Source organism: Moraxella sp. I5G (genome assembly GCF_055193055.1).
In genome coordinates, this window is record NZ_JBUXLH010000001.1 from 226,093 (window position 1) to 246,872 (window position 20,780).

14 protein-coding genes and 1 other RNA gene are annotated in these 20,780 nt (G+C 36.4%); 3 read left to right on the forward strand and 12 right to left on the reverse strand.

Annotation, left to right across the window (positions count from 1 at the left end):
- Positions 1–135: 135 nt before the first annotated feature.
- On the forward strand, positions 136–2,751 hold the full coding sequence (locus tag ACZBKJ_RS00955) for a TonB-dependent hemoglobin/transferrin/lactoferrin family receptor (RefSeq protein WP_463199022.1): 2,616 nt from the start codon (positions 136–138) through the stop codon (positions 2,749–2,751).
- A gap of 40 nt (positions 2,752–2,791) precedes the next feature.
- Here ACZBKJ_RS00955 and ACZBKJ_RS00960 read toward each other — a convergent pair whose 3' ends face one another.
- The 10 genes from ACZBKJ_RS00960 to ACZBKJ_RS01005 all read right to left on the reverse strand — a co-directional run bounded on the left by ACZBKJ_RS00960 (position 2,792) and on the right by ACZBKJ_RS01005 (position 14,792).
- Entirely contained in the window at positions 2,792–4,228 is a 1,437-nt protein-coding gene (locus ACZBKJ_RS00960) for an ABC transporter ATP-binding protein (RefSeq protein WP_463199023.1), read from the reverse strand.
- Positions 4,209–5,228, reverse strand: a complete 1,020-nt coding sequence (locus tag ACZBKJ_RS00965; protein WP_463199024.1) for an ABC transporter permease subunit — start codon at positions 5,226–5,228, stop codon at positions 4,209–4,211. The genes ACZBKJ_RS00960 and ACZBKJ_RS00965 overlap by 20 nt, the downstream gene beginning before the upstream one ends.
- A complete protein-coding gene (locus ACZBKJ_RS00970; RefSeq protein ID WP_463199025.1) occupies positions 5,228–6,259 on the reverse strand; it encodes an ABC transporter permease subunit in 1,032 nt (343 codons plus the stop codon). The genes ACZBKJ_RS00965 and ACZBKJ_RS00970 overlap by 1 nt, the downstream gene beginning before the upstream one ends.
- Before the next feature lie 21 nt (positions 6,260–6,280).
- On the reverse strand, positions 6,281–6,565 hold the full coding sequence (locus ACZBKJ_RS00975; RefSeq protein WP_463199026.1) for a manganese efflux pump: 285 nt from the start codon (positions 6,563–6,565) through the stop codon (positions 6,281–6,283).
- 80 nt (positions 6,566–6,645) lie between these two features.
- Positions 6,646–7,434 carry a hydroxyacylglutathione hydrolase gene (gene gloB / locus ACZBKJ_RS00980; RefSeq protein ID WP_463199027.1) on the reverse strand — a complete coding sequence of 263 codons (789 nt, stop codon included), beginning with the start codon at positions 7,432–7,434 and terminating at the stop codon, positions 6,646–6,648.
- Between the two features lie 117 nt (positions 7,435–7,551).
- Entirely contained in the window at positions 7,552–9,453 is a 1,902-nt protein-coding gene (locus ACZBKJ_RS00985) for an extracellular solute-binding protein (RefSeq protein WP_463199029.1), read from the reverse strand.
- Between the two features lie 64 nt (positions 9,454–9,517).
- Positions 9,518–10,600, reverse strand: coding sequence for a 3-phosphoserine/phosphohydroxythreonine transaminase (serC, locus tag ACZBKJ_RS00990; protein ID WP_463199030.1), 1,083 nt, complete (start codon positions 10,598–10,600; stop codon positions 9,518–9,520).
- A gap of 127 nt (positions 10,601–10,727) precedes the next feature.
- On the reverse strand, positions 10,728–11,543 hold the full coding sequence (locus tag ACZBKJ_RS00995; protein WP_463199031.1) for a hypothetical protein: 816 nt from the start codon (positions 11,541–11,543) through the stop codon (positions 10,728–10,730).
- A gap of 131 nt (positions 11,544–11,674) precedes the next feature.
- Positions 11,675–12,184, reverse strand: coding sequence for an endonuclease V (locus ACZBKJ_RS01000; protein WP_463199032.1), 510 nt, complete (start codon positions 12,182–12,184; stop codon positions 11,675–11,677).
- 1 nt (position 12,185) lies between these two features.
- On the reverse strand, positions 12,186–14,792 hold the full coding sequence (locus tag ACZBKJ_RS01005; RefSeq protein ID WP_463199033.1) for a heavy metal translocating P-type ATPase: 2,607 nt from the start codon (positions 14,790–14,792) through the stop codon (positions 12,186–12,188).
- A gap of 213 nt (positions 14,793–15,005) precedes the next feature.
- On the opposite strand from ACZBKJ_RS01005, the gene mrcB reads away from it, so the two are divergent.
- Together mrcB and ACZBKJ_RS01015 are read left to right on the forward strand one after the other, a co-directional pair.
- Positions 15,006–17,450, forward strand: a complete 2,445-nt coding sequence (mrcB, locus tag ACZBKJ_RS01010) for a penicillin-binding protein 1B (RefSeq protein WP_463199035.1) — start codon at positions 15,006–15,008, stop codon at positions 17,448–17,450.
- Positions 17,451–17,699: 249 nt separating this feature from the next.
- The gene (locus ACZBKJ_RS01015) at positions 17,700–19,817 is read left to right on the forward strand and encodes a TonB-dependent receptor domain-containing protein (RefSeq protein WP_463199036.1); all 2,118 of its coding nucleotides are present in this window, start codon (positions 17,700–17,702) and stop codon (positions 19,815–19,817) included.
- 77 nt (positions 19,818–19,894) lie between these two features.
- On the opposite strand, the gene rpiA is transcribed toward ACZBKJ_RS01015, so the two are convergent.
- Both rpiA and ffs read right to left on the reverse strand, forming a co-directional pair.
- Positions 19,895–20,560 carry a ribose-5-phosphate isomerase RpiA gene (rpiA, locus tag ACZBKJ_RS01020; RefSeq protein WP_463199037.1) on the reverse strand — a complete coding sequence of 222 codons (666 nt, stop codon included), beginning with the start codon at positions 20,558–20,560 and terminating at the stop codon, positions 19,895–19,897.
- 105 nt (positions 20,561–20,665) lie between these two features.
- Positions 20,666–20,762: signal recognition particle sRNA small type (gene ffs / locus ACZBKJ_RS01025), an RNA gene on the reverse strand.
- Positions 20,763–20,780: the final 18 nt, after the last annotated feature.

Sequence of the window (20,780 nt, forward strand, 5' to 3'; positions counted from 1 at the left end):
AATAAAAAAATAATAATTCTTATTTACAATAATTATAAACTATCTTATAATTTGCGCGAATTATTGCTAATTTGTGTCAAAATATATTTTTGATGCAGTTGATGTGTAACTTTCGTTTATTTATGTGGTTTGATTATGTTTAATATCAAAAATACACTTAAAACCAAAAAAGCGTTACTCGCCTTTTTAGTTCCCTCAATTATGCTTCAACAAGCTCAAGCGGATGAGCAATCTGAACCAACGGTAACTTTAGAAACCATCACCGTAAATGTGAGCGGAAAAGCCAAGGAAGAAGTTGGCGAAAAAATCGTCAATCGCAAAGAATTAAATCAACAAATGGTACAAAGCTCCTCGGACTTAGTACGTTATAATACTGAAGTTAGTGTTTCTTATGGTGGAGGAAACCGCTCTGGAAATAAAGGCTTTGCAGTGCGTGGCGTAGACGGTAACCGTGTCAATATGAACATCGATGGCGTTTCTTTGCCCGAAGCCGAAGCCAATGAGATTTTTTCACCCTATGGATACATGTATGAGGGTCGCTTTAATCCAGATATAGAAATGATGCAAAGCGTCCGAATCCATGCTGGCTCAGATAGCTTATTAAATGGTTCAGGAGCAGTTGGTGGCTCTGTTACCTACAACACCAAAGACCCAAAAAGTCTGATTCGGTCTGGCAATAAGCTGGGTGGCTATGTTAAAACTGGTTACACCAATAAAAATGAAGAATGGATGCAAGCGGTTGGCTTGGCGGGCAATTTTGATAAATGGGAGTTTTTGGTAAATTATGCCCATCGTGAAGGTCATGAAACCAAAAACCATGACATGAAAAAAGCCAACAAGGCAAAAGTTGATCCAGGCTATGTTTTTAGTGCTGAAGAAATGCCCATGTCTGGAACCACTGACACTGTCAAAAGTTTAATATACCCCAATCCTTTAAATTTTAAACGCGATAGCGCCATTGCAAAGCTCTACTACAATCTAAACAGCCAACACCGACTTGGCATTCATGGTATGTATCAAAAACAAACCAATGATATGAACGCTCAATCCATGCAATCTACTGGCATTCGCTTAACTACCAATGGTATGCGTATGGCTCATGACAAAGAAAAAATGCAAAGTTATGGGGTAAGCTACCGCTTTACACCTGAAAATATGCCATGGCTTGAAATGGTTGATGCTAACTATACTCATAATAAAGTGTTTGGGTTGGCAGATACTTGGCTTTATGACCGTAAAATTAACAACTCAACAGAACAAGTTGAATCTATTGAGTTTAGTAACAAAGAATATCGTCCAACTGAGACCAAAACTGACCAATTTACTGTGCAGCTTAAAACTTTGCCTATTTTATTAAATAAATTTGGCGACCATACGTTTGGAGTGCGTAGCAGTTATGCAAAACAAGATTATACGACTTCTGCAAGTTACTTTGGTAAGTTTGGACAATATTTGCAATATGCCTTCCCAGATGCTAAAAAACACAATTTTAATTTAACCTTGACTGATGATATTTATTTATCACAGCGTCTACAGGGCAGTCTTGGATTGCGTTATGATAGTTTTCGCTATTCGCCTTATTTCCAAGATGATGTTTTTGGCATCAGTGAAAAAGATGAAAGTATTAAGCCGTGTAAAAATTCTTATAATAATACGCTATTTTGTGAGCTTCATCGTAAGGGAGAAGGTTTATCCAAAACCAAATTTAATCATGTTACTTGGAGTGCAGCACTTAATTACGCCATCATTCCTGAAAAATTAACAGCGCGCTATAAAGTAGGTACAGGCTTTTTGGCGCCAACGGTTACTCAGATTTATAGTAACTTTCAAGGATTCGGCGCTAGACAAGTACCTAACTATCAACTAAAACCTGAAACGTCATTAAACCAAGAATTAGAATTTAACTGGAATGTTAAAGACAATCTTTTATTAACTGCTGGTGGTTATATCACCAAATACAATGATTTTATCCATACCCGTTACTGGGAAGGCGATACTAATGGTTGTACAAGAACAGGGGTAAGTTTATGTTTACAATCTGTCAATTTAGACACTGCAACAGTACACGGATTAAAACTTGGCGTAAAGGCAGATTTATCAAACGCACTGAAACTGGGTGGAAAATTAAACGTTTTTGCGGATTTTCATACATCAAAAGACAAGGCTAAAATCGTTACCGATAAAAATGAAACGTTAACCATCAATACCTTAGCGGCGGTGCCAAGAAGTTTGATTTTGGGCGGTGATTATGAATCTGCTGATGGCAAATGGCATGTTGGCACTCGTATCAACTTTTCACATCGTAAAAGAGCAAACGAGACCAAAGTGTTAGGAATTGAAGAAGTAACCACTTTTGGCCCTACACCCAATCCTAAATACAGACCAGATTGTTCATGGTATGAAAAATATTATGATATTTGCTCTGATTCTAAAACAATCGTTTCAGAATCAACAAGTTACAATGAAGTAGTCGAAACTTTCAAGCATTCTCATCTAAGTAAATCGGTTGTATTGTTTGATATTTTTGGCAGCAGAAAATTTGGTCGCGATAATAACTGGATTTTAAATGCGGGTGTGTATAATATTCTTGATGAAAAATACATTCCTTGGGAGACATTACGCCAGTTTGTAGCAAGCGAACTCAACACCAACAACATGGTCGACACCGGTCGTGGAAAATCTGGTTATGGATTTAATCGTTATACCGCACCTGGTCGTAACTACGCCGTTGCCCTTACCTATCAATTCTAATTTAGGTTTATAAACTCAAAAGCCAGCTTGTCTGGCTTTTTTATTGTATTTGAATATAAACAATCTTATGACACATTGCGGTCAGCATTTTTGTGTCATGACTGATAATAAGCATTGCAATTTTTAGTTTTTGATTGATGGTTTTTAATAAATTTATGACCTGAAGCGTGGTTTGATTATCCAGCATCGCCGTTGGTTCGTCTAATATTAATAGGCTCGGTTCAGAAAATAACGCTCGCAGCAACACAACTCTTGATTGTTCACCGCCTGATAATTGATGTGGATAACGCCAAAGTACTGTTTTTGACAAACCCAGTAAATCAAAAAATTCGTCAAGCTCTTCACGCTCAAAAGGCAAATTTTTAGCAAAAAAACTTTCAAAAATACTGTGATAAATAAGTAAGTTTGGATTTAAACTGTCAGTAATGTCTTGCATAACCCAAATAATTTTTGGACGGCATACGCTCATTTTTTGCTTTGAAAGTTTTGTTAAACAAATGTATCGTTTATCTTGTAACAAAAAAATATCGCCTTTTATCCATAAATCATCATCCAGACGGGTTATTGCTTTGGCAATGCTACTTTTACCAGCTCCTGAATTTCCAGCCAATCCCACAATTTGCTGGTGCTGTATATTTAAAGAAAAATTTTGTATAATTGGCGGTTGTCTGCCCTGCCATGGTTTTTTATACCCTAATGTTAAATTTTGGATTTGCAAAACAATATCGTTGTCATTGCGCCATGATGACGGCATTCCAAAATCTATTTGAGGTAATTGCTGTAAAATGTAATTATAATTTCCTAAAATAAATGCATTATCTTTTAACCATAAAATCTGATGGAAGTTTTGCAAATACTGCGTCTGATGACTAATAATCACAACTGTACGCCCATCATTTGCAAGTTTTTGAAATAACGTTAAAATATCTTGACTGTGTTTATCATCCAAACTGCTGGTTGGCTCATCAGCAATTATCAGGACAGGGTTAAATGCCAATGCTAAAGCGATTGCCAGTCTTTGAGCTTCGCCACCTGATAATTGATGAGGATAACGATTTAAAGGAACAAAGAGCCCTACCTGAGCAAGCAGTTGATGAATGTATTCTAAACGCTGTCTTTTTGGAACATTAATTTGTTTAAAAATAACCCAAAATGCTTTTTTGATGGTATGTAGTGGATTTAATGTTTGTTTTGGATCTTGAAAAATATACGCAATCTTTTTACCACGTATCTGTTGCCAATCTTTTGTTTGTGTGCTGTGAATGGGAAGTTTGGTTTTTTGTAGATAGATATCTCCAGTGATTTTAATCTGTTCATTTAACCCCAAAAAACTCGTCATCACCAATGTTTTTCCGCTGCCTGAACGTCCGATAACAGCCAGCATCTCGCCTGCGCAAAGTGTAAATGTTAGGTTTTCTACAATTGGTTTTTGAGTATAAATGCTTAGATTTTGAACATCAAGTAACGTTTCTACCATCTTTAACTTCCAACGCTCGCATCATGCCTTCACCAACAAAAATCAATAATGTCAAAAGAAATCCCAACACAAAAACCGAAACAATAGCCAAATGGGGAGCTTGCAGATGATTTTTTGCTTGATACAACAATTCCCCTAAACTTGCTTGACCAAAAGGCAGTCCAAAACCCAAAAAATCCAGTGTCGTTAAAGCTGTCATATTCATCGCAATCATAAAAGGCAGTTGCGCCAAAGTCAATATTAAACCCTTAGGCAAAAGATGACGAAAAATAATTTTATAAGTTGGTACGCCCAAATTTTTAGCTGTTAATACAAAACCTTTGGTTCTAGTTTTAAAAAAATACACTCGCATCACCGCCACTAAAGGCAGCCAAGAAAAGAGTAGCATAATAAAAAATAAAAGAACAGCCGATGGTTCAAACATGCTACTTAGTATCATTAAAATAAACAGCTGCGGCAGACTAATCCAAATTTCCAAAAATCGCTGCCCTAACAAATCAATCAAACCGCCAAAATAGCCCAAAACTGCCCCAAAAGCAACGCCTAAAATTGAGCCGAAAATTGTTAGCGATAAGGCGAATATCAAAGAGATTCTTAATCCATACAAAACTCGTGCCAGTACATCATAGCCATTTGCATCAACTCCAAGAATATTCTGATGATTAGGGGCTTGAGGCAGCTCATTTGCATTTAACACCAAACTATTTTCACCATAAGGCACAACTGGCATGATTGCCCAGCCATGATTGTGAATCAATTGCATTAGATAAGGGTCTTGATAATCGGCTTGAGTTTCGAAGACGCCGCCAAACGCAGTTTCAGGATAATTATAAATAATAGGTAAATAAACTTTATCTTTGTAAACAATCAAAAGTGGTTTATCATTAGCAATCAATGGCGAACATAAACTAATGATGACAATTACAAAGCACAATAATAGTGCAAAAGATGCTAGTTTTTGTTGTCTAAATCTTTGCCAAAACACGCGCAAGCCAAACATTAACGATAATCCACCTTAGGGTCTATTTGATGATACAATATATCAAAAATTAACTGAACTGCCATACCAAACAACGTAAATACATAAAGTATGCCAAACATAACTGGATAATCTTTCATCATTGCTGCTTCATAAGCCAACCTACCAATGCCATCAATACCAAAAATTACCTCCACTAAAAAATTACCCGAGAATAACACGCCCGCCACGGTCATTGGCATTTCTGCCAAAATTGGTAAAGACGCATTTTTTATTAAATGGTGATAAAATATTTGCCATTTCCCCAATCCTTGAGCAGTTGCAAGACGCGAGTAAGCTGAATGTTTTTCAGTCATTAAACTAAATTTAGTTAAATAAGCAATGCTTGCCATCCCTGATAACGAACTTGCAATGACTGGCAAGGTAAAATAATAAATGATTGTCTTTATTTGAAGAAAAAATGATAAACTTCTAAAATCATCAGGTAAAACTGCTTGCATAGGAAAAATATGCCAAAAACGAAAGCCAGCAAAAACCACTATGAGTGCTAATGCCAATACAAATGTTGGAATCGCATAAAAAAATGCCAGTATAATTGCCGTTACTTTATCAAAAAACAAACCATCAAAATAAGCTTTAAGAACTCCAAAAAAAACTCCTAAACCGTACATAACCATTAAAGAGAGTCCGCCAAATAATAGGCTAATGGGTAATTTTTGTGCAATTAATTGACTGACTGATTGACCTTTAAAAAAAGAATCGCCCAAGTCAAATCTAGCGTAATCTCTTAACATCAAAAAATAACGTTCATGCAGTGGTTTATCAAATCCAAATTGATGATTGAGTTGATTTAAAAATTCTATAGGTAAGTCATTTTTAGTAGTTATTTTTTGATGATTTTGTAAAAAATCAGTTTGTTCAGTTTTAATAGCCTCTAATTTGGTTTGCAAAGGTCTAGTTGGCGCAGTTTGTACAATTAAAAAATTAATCGTCAAGATAATTAATAAAGTTGGCAAAAAAAGCCCAAGTCGTTTTAATAAATAAATTAGCATCACGCTAAATCCATCAGATGACTATATAAAATGATAATACCCATTATGATTAGTGTTATTGCTCCAAATAACATTGCGCACTTTCCAAACTTCACCCCCAAATGGTTTTCTAAGTATAAACCCAAGGTTGCCATCACTATGGTCATATTCTTTGATATAGCCACTGGCAACGCTACCTAACCAAAACCCGATCATTGGAGCAATTGCTTCTACTATTCCAAAAAATAAACCATTTTTTGCAGCATGAATAAATTTAGGATTTTTATCCATTGAACCTTTTGCTACTGCTACAGCAAATGCATCCATAGACATCAGATGCTACTGCTACAGCAAATGCATCCATAGACATCAGAAAAGACAATGTAGATAACGTCAATAAATTCACCCTACCCCCTAAAATTATTTTTTAATTCACGAAGTGTGCTAAAAACTTCTAAAGGCGAATGATTGGCGAGTGGGTATAGTTGATTGATATTTTCAATCGTTTCTTTATCATCAGTTTGCAAAAAAACATTGATTTGTCGTTCTTTTTTTAGCGTTGTTGGTAGTGAAATTTTTCCTAGTGCTAAATCCTGCTGTGTTTTTTGTAATGTTTGTTCAATCATTTGACGGTTTTTATAACCACAAATTGACAGTGCAAATTTTAAATTACTGCATGTATACTCATGAGCTGGATAAAATAACGCATTTTCTGGCAATTGATTAAAACGTTGGATACTATTAAACAGTTCTTCAATTGAACTATTTACTCTTCCACAACCACCACTAAATAAGGTATCACCACAAAATACATGAATCTGATGATTATCTTTTAGTAAAAATGATAAATGTTGAGCTGTGTGTCCTGGTGTATGATAAATCAAAAATTTTAATTCATTGATGATAATAATTTGATTATCTGAAACAATATTTACTGTTTGATTATTCTGAAAATGGTGGTTTATATGGGTAAAAATAGGCGTATTAGGATATATTTTTTGTAGCCCTTCCACGCCTTGAATATGGTCATAATGTTGGTGAGTGATTAGTATTGCAGATAAATCTAATTGATGTTTATTTAAAAAATCAATAACGCATTTATCTTCACCAGGATCAACAACAATAGCTGAATTATCTTTTTTAATGACCCAGATGTAGTTATCTTCTAAAGCGGGTATAGCATAAATATTTATCATGTTTTTCTCTCTTTATTCTTTTTTTATCACAACTTAATTCTATTAAGGTGATGTTGTTGTTTTATTTTTTTCTTTAGCAAAAAAAGGATTATGTTAAATAAATTAATCACAAAAAATTTAATCGAGATAACTTTGCTGATAATACCAGTAATCCAGACCTAATGCCGATGCCGGCAATGGATTTGGATGCGCTAAATGGTTATCATACAAGACATTGGTTGATTTTTGACCGCCAAAAGGAATGATATACACGCCTGATAATAATAAACGGTCAAGGATTTTACTGTATAAAATAATTTCATCACGATTTTGGGCATGAATTAATTTATCTATCGTCGCATCCACGGCCAAACTTTTGATGCCAATACTGTTTTGACCACCTTCAGCATCGGCAAAATCTGAACCCCAAAGATATTTTTGTTCCATGCCGGGTGAATTACCTTGCATAAAACTATCAATAATCATATCATAATCAAAACTGCGTTTTTTGTGTGTCAGTACCGCTTTATCCAAACGGCGAATGCGAGCATTAATGCCTATTTTGATTAAATTCTTTAAAAATGGTAATAATACTGCTTGATACTTATCATCATCAATCAATATCTCAAAACTCACTAACTGATGATGTTTATCATACAATTTACTATTTTGATAATAGTATCCTGCTTGTTGCAAGATATCTCTTGCTTTTAATAAATCCGCACGATTAATGCCATCACTGGTTGTTTTAGTTTCTGGCACGCCCAAAAATACGGCTTGTTCGTCGCTGTTTAGTGGCAAATGCTGTAAAATTTGCGTCTCTTTTGGTGTTGGTTTGCCAGTTGCCATCAATGCAGAACCATAAAAAAAACTATCCAATCGCTTATATTGTCCGTGATACAGTCGATCATTGACCCAATTCCAATCAAATAGCAAACTGATTGCTTCACGCAATTTTTTATCGGCAAAAATAGGTTTTCGAATATTAAAAACCAAGCCCTCCATCGTTACTGGGTTTTGGTGCGTAATAGCTTCTTTGGTGATGCGATGATTAAATGATTGTGGATTAAAATTTGCCCAATTTTTAGGGTTATTTTCAGTATAAAAATTAAATTCACCCGCCAAAAATGCTTCTTTGGCAACAATATCATCTTGATAATAAATAAATTTAATCCTATTAAAATTAAACCGCCCACGATTCACCATGATATTTTCGCCCCAATAACTGGAATTTTTAACGTAGGTAATGCTTCTACCCACATCAACATTACCCACCCGATAGGCTCCGCTTCCCATTAAGGGCCGTAAGCTTACTTTGTCAAAATTTTTTTCCATATCTGTTTTAGAAAAGACAGGAAACAAACTTACATTAGCATACATATCTGCGCCAGCATCATCATTAAACCAAAATATAACCCGATGTTTATTAATTACCTGAATGCCATCAATACCTGCCAAAAGCCCTCGCCAACTCATACGTCCTTTTTGCAATATAGTCTCAAATGTTGCTTTAACATCATGGGCAGTTACAGGTGTGTTATCCCAAAATCGAGCATCGGGATTTAATTCGTAAATCACCCATTTTTTGCTTTCATCATAAATAACTTTTTGAGCAAGCTGAGGATATAAAACAAAGGCTTCATCCAAAGAGCCTGTCATAAGTGTGTCATATAAATAGAATGTGCCTGTTGCAGCAATACCATCATCAATAAACGGATTTAAGCTATTAAAACTGCCTTTTGCAGACATGGACAATTCACCACCTTTGGGAGCATTTGGATTGGCATAAGGCAAAAAAGATTTATCAATATATTGTGGAGCGTTTTTTACAGCGATAAAAACACTGGTAGTTACAGATGGGTCGGTTAAGTCTGGAATAGGTCTATCTTGCCAAGCTGAATTTTCTGACTTGGTTTTGGTGATTTGTTTGACTGACTGCTCATTTTCTGAGCAAGATACAGCTGTACAAAAAACAAATATCCACAAAAGCAAAAACCACGCAAATTTTTTATTCGTTTGGCGCGGTTTTAGCTTTATCATAAAAGTTCTTTTCTGCAACAATCTAATAATAGCAAAGATAGCAAATCAAATTAGGCTTGATAAATCAAGCATAAGACTTTTCAAAATCCTTCATAAAAGCAACTAAAGCCTGAACATGCTCTAATGTAACGGCGTTATAAATACTCGCACGCATACCACCAACTGCGCGATGGCCCTTTAAATTTAACAATCCTGCTTTTTTGCTTTCTTCTAAAAAGACTTTATCTAACTTATCATCTTTTAAACAAAATGGCACATTCATAATGGAGCGATATTTAGGATTGACTTTATTAACATAAAAATCACTATTATCAATAGCTTGATATAAAGTTTGTGCTTTTTGATGGTTAATTTTAGCAATTGCTTCAACGCCACCGTTTTCTAAAAGCCACTCAAACACCAACCCTGACAAATACCAAGCGTAAGTGGATGGTGTATTTAACATTGAGCCATTTGCAGCTTGATTTTTATAGGTCAAAATATTTGGACACCATGCACTGGCTTTTTCTAAGAGGTCTTTACGAATAATAACCAGCGTTAAACCTGCAGGTCCAATATTTTTTTGAGCGCCAGCATAAATCAACCCAAAATCATTAACATTGATGACATCTGACAAAATGCAAGATGAAAAATCCGCTACAATTGGAGCCTTTACATTAGGCGTATTAAAGATTTGCACGCCATGAATTGTTTCATTAGGACAATAATGAAAATAACTGGCATTTTCACTTACATTCCAAGTTTCAACATCCGGAATATCTGTTCCATTACCTTGCGCTACTAGATTGACTTTACCCAATCCCAAATCATCATAACGTTTGGCTTCTTTATAGGCTTTTTCTGACCATGTACCTGTGATTAAGTAATCTGCTTGTCCACCTGATAATAAATTTAAAGGAACTGCTGAAAATTGTAATGCCGCCCCGCCCTGTAAAAAAAGCACAGCATACTCATCACTAATATTCATCAGTTTTCGCAAATTTGCTTCGGCGCGTTCTGCCATTTCAATATAATCAGCGCTTCGGTGGCTAATTTCCATCACAGAAGCCCCTATGCCTTGCCAGTCAAGCATTTCAGCTTGGGCTTTTTGCAAAACTGCTGTTGGCATGGATGCAGGTCCTGCACAAAAATTAGCTAAACGGGTCATGATGATTCCTTTTTTACTAAACATTAAAAGCAGAATTTAGGCTGTGTATTTTAACAGATTTTTTAATTTTTTGTTATTTTATTTTAACAAAAATTGGCTAAATATGAAATAATTGATGGTAATTTAATCAGGCTAATCGCTTTGAATTATTGGTAATTAAATTCCAAAGATCCTTTTTTTGTTGTGCTGATGCTTCATCAGCACCTGACATTTTTTGCAAAGAAAAATCGCAAACAAATGTAAAATCTTTCATGGATTTAATTGCTTTTGGCAGCGGAGTTAAAAAAATTAGTGTATTATCATGAATATTACTATTATATAAGCCATCATCAACGTTTGAAGTCAATTTATCCAGCGCCATTTTAAGTCCAAATAAAAATCCATAAAAAACAACAACAGCACATTCGGATGTTTGATATTCGGATATAGGAAAAGAGTCTTGATGCTCTGCTATGGAAGTTTGTTGCCGCAGGTTTTTCTTTAACCTCTCCCAAGTACGAGATTCAGCTTTGCCTAACAAGGTTTTTTCCACCATCACAATGTAATTACCTGCTTTAAAGCCTTCCAGATTAAAACGCAGTTCATCATCTTTTAGTGATGACAAATCATTTTCAAAGTCTTCTTGAACGACTACTGTTTGTTTTGGGGTTGATGGCGTTATGTTTTGTGTATGCTTTTTACTATCTTCAAAAATCTTGTTAGGCTCTACAGCCGCCCTATCCAAATTTTTTTGAGCTAATTTTATTGGTTTAGTCAAAGTTTTAGCGGGTGAATGTTGTGGCACAACTGGATTTTTTGACCCAAGGGAATTTTTTGATAATTTACCATCAAAACGACTGGGAATCTTTCCAATATCAGTCAGGCTTGTGCCTCTTTGTACCCAAAGATGAACACCCATCAATGATAGAATATGACGATTTTGAAGTTTTTGGGTGTCGGTCATGGGCAATTAAGAGGCTGTTATTTCACACTGTTAAAGTGTAAATATAAAAAAAGGATAATACAAAGGTAAAACGGGAGATTTTAGCATTTTTTGCTATTTTTTAAAATAAATTTGTTCAAACCAAAAGCAATCTAAATTGAAAACTTGCGACTGAGCTTATCTACTTGAGTTAATATATCAGGCAATCGATAGCTGCCTTGTAAATTTTTTAACCATTGTTTGGCATTTTCCAAAGAATAATCAACTGTTGTAACATATAATGGTTTTTTACTTTGACCTCGAAAAACCTGATGGCAACTATCCATATCTTGGTAAGGATTTTTGGCAATACCAATAATGGGCTTTTTATTGGTTAAATTATCATACAAATGTTTTCCCAATCCAGATTTGCCCTGATTAAGATAAACAAATCCATCAATCACTAAAATATCCACAGGGTCGTTAATAGTTTTTAAAAGCGCAAGCAGACACGGCATTTCTCGCTTATAAAATTGACCAGATTGATATGCCAAAACTTCGTTTACCCAAATGCCATGTGTGCTTAAAATTTGTACATTTTCAACCCCTGTAAACCGCACGCCTGCCGCAAAAGCGCAATTATTAGTTTGGTGATAATATACATCCATTGCCAAATAAATCATTCTAGCTCCGTTTGATGCGAAGTGCATTCATGACCACAAATAAACTGGATAATGACATCCCAATTGCTGCAAGCCATGGTGGTACATAACCAAGAGCCGCTGGTAAAAGTATCACAGAATTATAAATAACCGCCCAACGTAAATTTTGGCGAATCAGCGTTTGAGTTTTTTTGGCAATGACGATTGCCTTATCAATTGCCAAAAGTTTACCGCCCAACAACACACTATCAGCAGATACTTGGGCTAAATCTGCCGCTCCCGCCATTGCTGTAGAAACATTTGCAGCCGCTAACACAGGCGCATCATTAATGCCATCACCCACCATTAAAACCACATATCCCTTTTCTTGCAATTGTTTGATATGCGCCACTTTGTCTTCTGGGGTTAAACCATGATAGGCAATGTCAATACCTAAGTTTTTAGCAACGTTTAAGGCTTCAAAACTTGGGTCGCCTGTGAGCATAATTGGAATGATGTCTTGGCGTTTTAAATTATCAATCATCGTCTTAGCATCTAAACGCAGCACATCATTAAAATAAAAACGAGCTACTACCTGCCAATGATTATCCATTTTTACTGACAAAAGCACGGACATGTTGGCATGATAAGTAGCTAAATTTTCCTCTAATTGACAAGGCAGACTATGAGTATCGCCCGCTAAAACAAAATCCAAATGCCCAATACGGTATACCTTTTTATCAATTTCTCCTTCAACCCCACCTGCAGTGTGATGACTACTGTTGGTAACTTTTGGTAAATGCAGCCCATGAGAGTAGGCTAAAAGCGCTTTAGCAACAGGGTGTTTAGAACCCACTTCCAAAGCTGCAGCAATCGTTAACAATGATTGCTCATCATAACCATCAGCTACAACTGATGCAAGTAAATTAACTTGTCCTTGTGTTAATGTGCCAGTTTTATCAAATGCCACATGGGTTACTTCAGACAATGTTTGAATGGTATGACCTCTGGTACTTAAAAAACCAAAAGTTGCCAAGCGATTGGTTGCCATTGTCAAAGCGATTGGGGTTGCCAAGGATAAAGCACAAGGGCAAGTTGCTACCAAAACCGCTACCGTTGCCCATAAAGCCTCAGATTTGTCAATAAACCACCACACCAAAAATACAAGGCATGACAATAAAAGCACCCGAGCTACAAACCATCGTGCCATTTTATCAGCATCTTGAGCGATTTTTGGTTTTTCACTCATCGCCCGATTCATTAAGCGATCAATTAATGCAATTTGACTGTCATCCACTTCCGCTGTAACCAACATAAAAAACGGCTGAGCATCGTTTTGACTGCCACCAATCACAACATCACCGCATTTTTTTACAATCAAATCGCTTTCGCCTGTCAAAAGGCTTTGAGAAACGGTTGCTGTTTTGGACAACAAAACCCCATCTGCAACAATTTGCATGCCTGCTTCAATATATACAACATCGCCAACTTTAACACTTTGAGCAAGAATTTTCTCATTGGTTTTAACTGAATTTTGGGAATCCTTTATAACAGCTGTAAAATCTTGGTGGGTTTGCCACCACGCATCAATTTTTTGACCATCCAGTTTTTTATCATAAAAATCTTGTAATAACTTTAAGTCATTTGTCAATTTTTGAACCAAAATTGGTTCTATCACCACCAAATCCGATGCCAAATTGGATGCTTTTAAACGAGCATTTTGTTCAATATAACGCCCTGCTAACAGAAAAAAAACAAACATTGACACTGAGTCAAAATAAGTTTCTCCTGATTGGGTGATTGTTGCCCATACACTGGCAAAAAAACTCACCAAAAGAGCGATGGAAACTGGGACATCCATATTGACTTGACGAGCTTTAACAGCTCGATATGCTGATTGAAAAAAAGGCAATCCAGCAAAAAAAATCACTGGCAACGTTACCAAAAATGCCACCATTCGTAAGAAATCGCGGTGCTGAACAAGCATGCCTGAAAATTCACCAAAATACATTCCCACTGAAAACATCATTGCCTGCATCGCCCCAAGCGCTGCAATTCCTAAGCGAATCAGCATTTTTTTATTTTGGCGGCGCATCATGGCTTCGTGTGTATCTTGTCGGTAGGGGTGTGCCTCATAGCCAATTGCATGTATTGCAGATAAAACCTGCCCAATATCACATACGGATTCTTGCCAATTTACTCGCATACGCTGCTGAGTTAGATTCACTTGACACGCCTTTACACCATTGATTGCTGAGAGCCTAGATTCTATCAGCCAAGCGCAAGCACTGCAGCGAAGCCCTACTACCGATAATTCCGCAGTACTGCCGCCATCTTCAAAATAAACAAATTGCTTTTTAATATCATCATGATTATAAACATCAAAGTTGGTTGTTAAAGGCAATTTTGCTGTAGCGCTGATTTCACGTCGGTCTAAATAATATTGTGATAATCCTGCTTCAACAATACTTTGACTGGCAAGCTGACAGCCCAAACAGCACATTGCCCGTTTTTTTCCTAAAACTTCTGTAAAAAATGGCTCTTTGGGCAAAACTTCTCCACAATGAAAACAGCTGCCTTCAGGGGGTAACACCAAAGATTGATAAACCTCATCAGCAGTATCGGGTAAGGTGGATTTTTCGGCTTTCATAGAAAATTATCTTAATAATATAAATAAATTGGCGATATTAATGAAGTCCATTATATCAAAAGCTAAATTGTTTTTTAAAATTATTGACATTGGGTGATTTTTTGGTAATAAAGACGGTGATCTTCATCATTTTTTCACTTGCAAAAACATTTTTTTTAAGCGAAAATCAATAAAGTTTTTTTATTAAATAATCAGTTATATAAAGGTTTTATCGTGAGTTCAAAACCAAACCGCTTAAATTGTACAAAAAATCAACAAGGTTTGATGTTGGTTGGATTTATTATTGTTGTGCTAATTATTACTTTAATTGTATTTTTAGCAATGTACACCTATAAACTTAATGATGAAATCATTGAAAAATTTGAAAGTCGTCGTTGGGACATTCCAGCTACAATTTATTCACGTCCTTTAGAAATTTCAGCAAACAGTAGCATCAGCCCTGAAAATCTTGAATATTGGCTAACATCATTGCATTATGAGAAGGGACATACAAATAATACGGGCAGTTATACCAAATCAGGCAATACCTATACCATTTACACTCGCGGATTTAATTATGGCGATGGTGATGTTGATGCAAAACAAATACTAAAAATCGAATATCAAGGCGATAAAATCAGCCATCTGCAAAGTACTGAAAAAAGTAGTTCTGGCATCATTCGTTTAGAACCAATTAATATCGGTGGCATTTATCCTGAAAACAATGAAGACCGTATCTTATTGACCAAAGAAACCATTCCGCAGCCACTAATTGATGCACTCATTGCTACCGAAGACCGCAATTTTTATCAACATCACGGCATTTCGATTCGTGGAACAATGCGAGCTTTGTTTTCTAATTTAAAAGGTGGCTCTACCCAAGGCGGCTCAACCATCACGCAGCAGCTGATTAAAAACTTTTATTTAAGTTCTGAACGCACATTTAAACGCAAGATTAATGAAGCAATTATGGCGCTGCTTTTGGAGCGTCATTATACTAAAGATGATATCTTATTAGCCTATCTAAACGAAATCAATCTAGGGCAAAATGGCAATCGCAGCATTAATGGTTTTGGAGTAGCGTCGGAATTTTATTTTAACAAACCCTTATCTGAATTACGTCTTGACCAATATGCGCTTTTGGTTGGGCTTGCTAAAGGACCTAGTTACTACAACCCAAAAAAACATGCTGAACGAGCGCTGGCACGACGAAATACGGTTTTGGAAAACATGCTTAATCAAAATAAAATCAGTCAGGAAGATTTTTTAGCTGCCAAAGATTTGCCCCTAAAGATTGCTCAAAATCCATCGATTGCCAAATCGGCTTTTCCTGATTTTTTTGACGTCGTACACAGAGAATTAAAGAAATATTACAAAGAATCAGATTTACGTAGAGCGGGTTTAAAAATCATCTCAACACTTGACCCAATTGCACAACATTCAGCCAGTCAAGCAATTAAAAACAAATTAACCACACTCAAAAAATCCAACCAACATACTGCTTTATTAGAAAGTGCTTTGGTGAGTGCGGATGTAAAAACAGGTGAACTGGTTGCCATTATTGGCGGAAGTAATGAATTTACAGGATTTAACCGGGCAATTGACGCAAAACGTCAGGTTGGCTCACTATTAAAACCTGTAATTTATTTAACTGCCTTACAGTCTGGCACTTATAATCTAGCAAGCTCTGTCAAAGATGGAGCCATTTCTTATCAAGCTGGCAAAAGTGAATGGACGCCCAAAAACTATAATGGCAGAAGTCATGGGGATGTGCCTTTGATGACTGCTTTGGCAAATTCTTACAACCAAGCAGCGGTCAATGTTGGCATGGAATTTGGTTTAAATACTTTCCAAAAACAAATGCACCAGCTGGGCATTACGGGCAATTTATCAAGTTACCCTTCAGTATTGTTAGGCGCAGTAGATTTATCGCCTATGCAAATGCTTGGTGTTTATCAAATTTTTGCATCAGGTGGTTATCACACCCCCATTCACAGCATTCGCACAGTCATCAGTGAAAAAGGTGATGTTTTGCAACGCAATCAAAATAGTATTCAAACTACCCCAAGAATTCCTCCAGAAGCCATGTATTTGGCAAACTTTGCCACTGCTAAAGTTATTACAGAGGGCACAGCAAAAGACGCTTTGGCGCTTGGAGATAATTTAAATCTTGTTGGCAAAACAGGCACAACTAATGATGCACGTGATGCATGGTTTGCAGGCTTTAGCGGCAACTATGTTAGCGTGGTTTGGGTTGGTCGTGATGATAATAAACCGTTTGGCTTAACAGGCGGTAAAGGCGCTTTACCAATTTGGATTGATTACATGAGACGCTTAAGCCTCACTCCTGTTCACTTCGACACACCTGATAAGATTACTGAAGTTTGGCTGGAAAATGGAACGGGTAAACTCACCCAAGAATTTTGTCCAAATGCCATCAAAGTCCCCGTCATCACTGAGTTTATGCCCAAAGAACGTAGCGATTGCTATGCAGGTGACAATACTGGATCTACACCACGCAAACCAAAATTTGATGACGTTGGTACAGATGATAAAGCACAAACGCCGAGCGATTTTGTGGTTGATGATAGCGAAGAAGATTTTGTTTTTGAAAACGACATGCCCACTGATACTAATGCTAGCGAAAACAGCTCGCCTGCCGATGCTGTAGAATTTTGATTAATGCTTTTGAAAAGTAAACACCCAATGATGGGTGTTTTTTTATTATGTTATATTATTTTGATTCTTATTAAAACTTTACAGTTTATAACACAAAATAAAATAAGCATATAAAAAATAATGATAATAATTTTTATTTACATCAGATTATTGTTTTAGTATAATCCAACAATATTTTATTTTTTGTTATAGTTTTATAATTAAAAAGTAACAATATAACAACCTGTTTGTCAAACACACGGAGCAAGTATGCAAAAACTCACCCCTTTAACCGCTGCAGTCATCAGTATCTTGGCTGTACAACATAGCTATGCCAATGAAACAGACAATCCGCACGTTGAATTAGGAACCATGGTTGTCAATATTGATAGACAAGGCACAAAAACCAAAACCAATGTGGTTACCTCTAAAGCCAAGGATGAAAGTACAGCAACGGATTTGCGCGGATTACTAAGAGAAGAGCCCGCGATTGATTTTGCAGGGGGTAATGGCACATCTCAATATATTACGATTCGTGGTATGGGACAAAACTCTATTGATGTCAAAGTGGATAATGCTTATAGCGATGCACAAATTTTATACCATCAAGGTAGATTTATGCTTGATCCGTCTTTGGTTAAAATTGTCAGTGTTCAAAAAGGTGCAGGCAGTGCGTCAGCTGGCATTGGTGCAACCAATGGTGCAATCGTCGCTAAAACAGTAGATGCTAATGATTTGCTAAGAAATAGTGATAAAGATTATGGTTTTAAAGTAAATGCAGGATATGCCAGTAATGATGAACACTCTTATGGCGTATCAGCATTTGGACGTACTAGTAATTTTGACATATTAATTGCTGGTAATCATGTTGAACAAAATAACTACAAAGCTGGAAAAGGCTATGTTAGCCCTGTTGATGGCGGCAAAAGAGTACATCATAGCGCTTTAGATAAAACCAGTTATTTAGCCAAAATCGGTACAAACATTGGCGATCACCGTTTTATACTAAGCCATTATAAAGATGAAAACAAAGGCACTCGTAATATTCGTGAAGAATTTGATTGGCTTGATGGTCAAGACCCACAATACAGAAAACTTTCTATGCAAAATACCAATCTTGAATGGGCTGGTAAAAATATGGGCTTTATCAATGAGGCCACTGCCAATATTTATCTTTTAAAAAATATTCGCAAATCTGACGAAGATAAAAATACTGGATACGCTGGTAACTTCCCTGGAAAAAACAAAACCACCATTGAAACCAAAGGGGCAAATATTAACTTTGATAGTTATATTAATGATGCTACCTTATTAAAATATGGAGTAAATTACCGCCATCAAGAAATAGAACCTAACAGACATTTAAAATCAACTGATACGATTATGGTAAACAACAGTCCAGTTGCTTTAGGTGCAGATGTTATTAATCAAGAAAAAACAGATATTGGTGTTTATACTGAAGCCATTGCTGATATTGGTCCTGTAACAGCGACACTTGGGGTACGTTATGACCACTTTAATTTTAAAGCAATGGATGGCAAAAAGGTTTCTAATGGAGATCTTAATCCTAGTATTGGTCTGATTTGGCAAGCCATACCAGGTTTAAGTTTTACCGCCAACCATAACTATGCCACTAGAAGCCCAAGATTATATGATGCTCTAACCGCGCATGGCGGACGTGGTATTGTCTCTATTGCTGATAATATAAAAGCTGAAAAAGCCCAAAACACTGAAGTTGGTTTTAACTACAATCATACTTTTATCAATGGTGCTAGAATAGGGCTAAATGGCAGTTATTTTTGGCAAACCATTGATAATCTGTTAAATAGTGCTACGGTAACACGTCATAATGTTGCTAGATACTCAGAAATCAGAAGTGCTGGATGGGCTAAAAATCATGGTTTTGAAGTCAATGCCAGCTATCAATTAAAGGGCTTGACTGCTAGAATTGGTGTCGCTGACAGTAATCCAAAATTTTATAGCGATCTAGACAGTTCTGGTAGAACTATTGCTCGTTTTTCCAACCGAGAATATGCCATGCCAATTGGCAAAACATGGACAGCAGGCTTATCTTATCGCTTTGATAATCCAAACCTAGAACTGGGTGCACGCCACCGCCTAGTAGAAGATGTAACTGGACAAAGTGCTTGGCAAACACAAGTAAGCACAGGCAGACCGCAAGTGCTTAACGATCTTTCTTTGAAACGAGATGGTTATAATGTTACTGATATTTATGCCAATTGGAAGCCTTTTAACAATGATAAAGTAAACATCAACTTTGCTGTTAATAATGTGGGTGATAAGTTGTATCGTTCACATTCTGGAAGCATCGTCCATCTATATGAAACAGGTCGCGATTTTCGCATTGGTGTAAACTTTACCTACTAACCCAAGCCTCAAACCAAAAAGCCAAGAATTATCTTGGCTTTTTTTAAGTTTTTTTAATTATTTTATAATTAAATGTATTAAAATTTTACCGTTTGCACGCCATCTGAGGTGGCTTTTAGCATGATATTGGCTCGATTATGGGCAAAAATACCGTTGCAGACCACGCCAACGATATTATTTAATTTTTGTTCAAATTCATCAGGATTGGTAATATCCAAATCATAAGTATCCAAAATCACATTGCCATAATCAGTAACAAAACCTGTACGATACACAGGCTCACCACCTAAATTAACAAGTTGTCTTGCTACATATGAGCGTGCCTGAGGAAGTACTTCAATTGCCACAGGAAATTTACCCAATGTTTCAACGGTTTTTGAGTCATCAACCATACAAATAAAAGTTTTGGACGCTGCCGCAACAATTTTTTCACGGGTCAAAGCACCGCCCCCACCCTTTATCATATTGCCTTGCGCATCAATCTCATCAGCGCCATCAATATACAAATCCAGCTCACCCACACTGTTTAAATCAAAGATTTCAATACCCAATTGACGCAATTTATGTTCTGTAACTTGAGAACTTGCAACAGCTCCTTTTAGTCGAACTTGGGGCAATAATTCAATTAGGCAATTTACTGTGCTGCCTGTGCCTACTCCTAAAATCATATCATTAGATATATAAGATAAAGCCGTTTTAGCAGCAGCTTGTTTTTGAGCAAGTTTTGGATCAATCATTGACATACAGACTCTTTGATTTAAGCTAAAGTTAGCTTATTTTACGCCAAGCAGGTCAAAAAGAAAATAAATTTTGTTTGATAGTTTTGGAAATTTTAAACAAAAAAATGACTTCATCAGCACATCTCCGGCACACTTTGGGATTACTACCGTTGCTACCTTCCGGTCCTGGCGGGGTTCATAATTCAAAGTTGCGAAGCTACCGATGAAGCCGATAAGTATTATA

Excerpts from the sequence above, each read along its gene's own strand:
- ACZBKJ_RS01015 (WP_463199036.1), top strand. The coding sequence starts at position 17,700 with ATGCAAAAACTCACCCCTTTAACCGCTGCAGTCATCAGTATCTTGGCT.
- ACZBKJ_RS00975 (WP_463199026.1), bottom strand. The coding sequence starts at position 6,565 with ATGGATGCATTTGCTGTAGCAGTAGCAAAAGGTTCAATGGATAAAAAT.
- ACZBKJ_RS00955 (WP_463199022.1), top strand. The coding sequence starts at position 136 with ATGTTTAATATCAAAAATACACTTAAAACCAAAAAAGCGTTACTCGCC.
- ACZBKJ_RS00995 (WP_463199031.1), bottom strand. The coding sequence starts at position 11,543 with ATGACCGACACCCAAAAACTTCAAAATCGTCATATTCTATCATTGATG.
- ACZBKJ_RS00960 (WP_463199023.1), bottom strand. The coding sequence starts at position 4,228 with ATGGTAGAAACGTTACTTGATGTTCAAAATCTAAGCATTTATACTCAA.
- ACZBKJ_RS00965 (WP_463199024.1), bottom strand. The coding sequence starts at position 5,228 with ATGTTTGGCTTGCGCGTGTTTTGGCAAAGATTTAGACAACAAAAACTA.
- ACZBKJ_RS01000 (WP_463199032.1), bottom strand. The coding sequence starts at position 12,184 with ATGATTTATTTGGCAATGGATGTATATTATCACCAAACTAATAATTGC.
- ACZBKJ_RS01005 (WP_463199033.1), bottom strand. The coding sequence starts at position 14,792 with ATGAAAGCCGAAAAATCCACCTTACCCGATACTGCTGATGAGGTTTAT.
- gloB (WP_463199027.1), bottom strand. The coding sequence starts at position 7,434 with ATGATAAATATTTATGCTATACCCGCTTTAGAAGATAACTACATCTGG.
- ACZBKJ_RS00985 (WP_463199029.1), bottom strand. The coding sequence starts at position 9,453 with ATGATAAAGCTAAAACCGCGCCAAACGAATAAAAAATTTGCGTGGTTT.
- rpiA (WP_463199037.1), bottom strand. The coding sequence starts at position 20,560 with ATGTCAATGATTGATCCAAAACTTGCTCAAAAACAAGCTGCTGCTAAA.
- serC (WP_463199030.1), bottom strand. The coding sequence starts at position 10,600 with ATGACCCGTTTAGCTAATTTTTGTGCAGGACCTGCATCCATGCCAACA.
- ACZBKJ_RS00970 (WP_463199025.1), bottom strand. The coding sequence starts at position 6,259 with ATGCTAATTTATTTATTAAAACGACTTGGGCTTTTTTTGCCAACTTTA.